Consider the following 2,007-nt stretch of genomic DNA (forward strand, 5'->3'; position numbering starts at 1 on the left):
TTTCTATATAACCACTTGGATTGCGTCGCAAAGCGTCCAGTTTAGACAAACACTGAAAGGTGAAGATCGCTCACACTTTTGACCTTCTTTTGAGGAAAGATATTGTTAATAATGCGACTAAAAGGATCGATGCCCCTGAATAAAAAGATCTATTTGTTTCCTTGGGAATATTGTGCCCGCTCCCTATGAAGCAAAACCAAATGAAGAGAAACAGCAATGTGACAATAAGCACAAGCCAGAATAAAATTTTCAGAAATAATTCCATTCCATGAATGTAAACGATTTAGACGACTAGTCAAAGCTTACAGTGATAAATGGGTTTCATAGTATTTATCATGCCTTTAAGCTTGCCGTAGGTCTCCCGGAAATGATTAGTTCAATTCAACCACAATCATGCAGCCTCCTTTTTGAGATCATTTAGTTTTCGTTCAAGAAAAGCGATTTTTGCTTGTCTGTATTTCTGCTGGTACGCATTCAGTTCTAACGGGCTAAATTCAACCTGTTGCGAAACCATCTTGTAGTAAATCGTTGCGATTTTATTGGCTGTTGCAACCATCGCATATTTGTTGCCACCTTTTGCCTTCATCCTTCGAAAATAGTCACCTAGCCAATTATCGCTTCTTTGCACAGCGTTTGCTGCATTTCGGAATGCCTGACTTGCAGGATTGGGCTTTTTTCGCATCAGCATACTGCTGATAAGTTTGCCACCTGAGATTTTGTGGTTCGGGCAAAGATTCAACCAAGAGACAAAATGTTTGGATGATTCCCATTTTGACATATCTGTCCCAGTTTCTGATAATATTTCCAGTGCGGATATGTCGCTTATTCCGAAGATCGCCGTAACATCGACGCCAAGGATCGATCTGAAGTACTGGCCTGTATTGAATTTCGGCTTGTTTTTAGTTGGCCTTTTTGTGGGCTTATGTGAAGCAGGTAACGTTTTTGGCGATATTGATTCGCGGTAAAATTGTTTCAGCTGATTTTCGATCGCTATGTCACACGCGTCTATCCTTTGTTTGTAGTGGATGTAGTTGCAATGGCAGTCCTGCAATAGGTACAGTTGTTCGTTGCGCCAGTTACCTTCCAGGGACTTGACAATAGTGTCTCGATCTGCCCTTATGTTTTTGTCCACGTATTTTAAAAAGTTCTCCGGAATCCTCTCACCATCAATTATTGCTTCGATGATTGCTATTCCAGTTTTGCCAGTAATATCCCTAATCACAGTATGAAGTTTTATATTCATCATTTCGAGCGCTTTTTGCATACGGAGGATAAACCGGTTGCAATCCATCGTTAGTGTTTTTCGGTACCTCACAAGAGTTCTTAATGACTCTTGTTCATCTTCCGGCAAATAGCTGCTTTTCAGTAGGCCGCAACTATGAAGTTTTTGAATCCAGCGCGCGTCATCTTCGTCGTTTTTCCGGCCGCTAACGTTCCTTGCATATTTTGCGTTAACTAAGGACACTTCAAACCCTTCTTTAATGAGTAAGTTGAAAAGCGGTTTCCAGTAAATGCCCGTGCTCTCCATGGCTACCGTGTCAATCTTGCAATCACTTAGCCAGGCTGCAATACTTTTTAAATCGCTCGTCATCGTTCCAAAGGATTTTACGCAGACCTTGTCGCGACCTTCAGGAACAGCGACAGCATGGATAGTGTCGCCAATGTCAATGCCAGCAGCATTGGGATGAACCAAAGGGAGGTCTACTGTGTCCTTCACTTTTTTACGGGATTCCTTTTTCATAGAAATAATATTTAGAGTTACAAACACTTTGCTCGTTGTCCATTACAGTCTAGTTTTCTATACGGGCTCTAAACTCCCAGTCGGTAACTTAAAGGGACAACAAAACCATATTCCGGCATGAATTGAAATTCACTATTTCACTTGGCCTTTGCTGCAAAGCTTAGACATAATAGTCTTCCGTGCTAACAATCTACTGTCCAGTATTTTCCTCTGAATAGTAGAACTGGTTATTACTGTGGAAACATGGCCCGCCATATCTGTATTCC

Annotated in this window: 1 protein-coding gene; it reads right to left on the reverse strand. The window is 41.4% G+C overall.

Going from position 1 to position 2,007, the window contains the following annotated elements; all coding sequences use genetic code 11:
* Positions 1-391: 391 nt before the first annotated feature.
* Positions 392-1,741, reverse strand: coding sequence for an IS110 family RNA-guided transposase (locus tag FDK13_RS35155; protein WP_137344675.1), 1,350 nt, complete (start codon positions 1,739-1,741; stop codon positions 392-394).
* Positions 1,742-2,007 lie beyond the last annotated feature (266 nt).

Source organism: Dyadobacter frigoris, from assembly GCF_005280585.1.
GTDB classification, from domain to species: Bacteria; Bacteroidota; Bacteroidia; order Cytophagales; family Spirosomataceae; genus Dyadobacter; species Dyadobacter frigoris.

What these genes read in the sequence shown, in the direction of transcription:
- FDK13_RS35155 (WP_137344675.1), bottom strand. Translation starts at nt 1,741, where the DNA reads ATGAAAAAGGAATCCCGTAAAAAAGTGAAGGACACAGTAGACCTCCCT.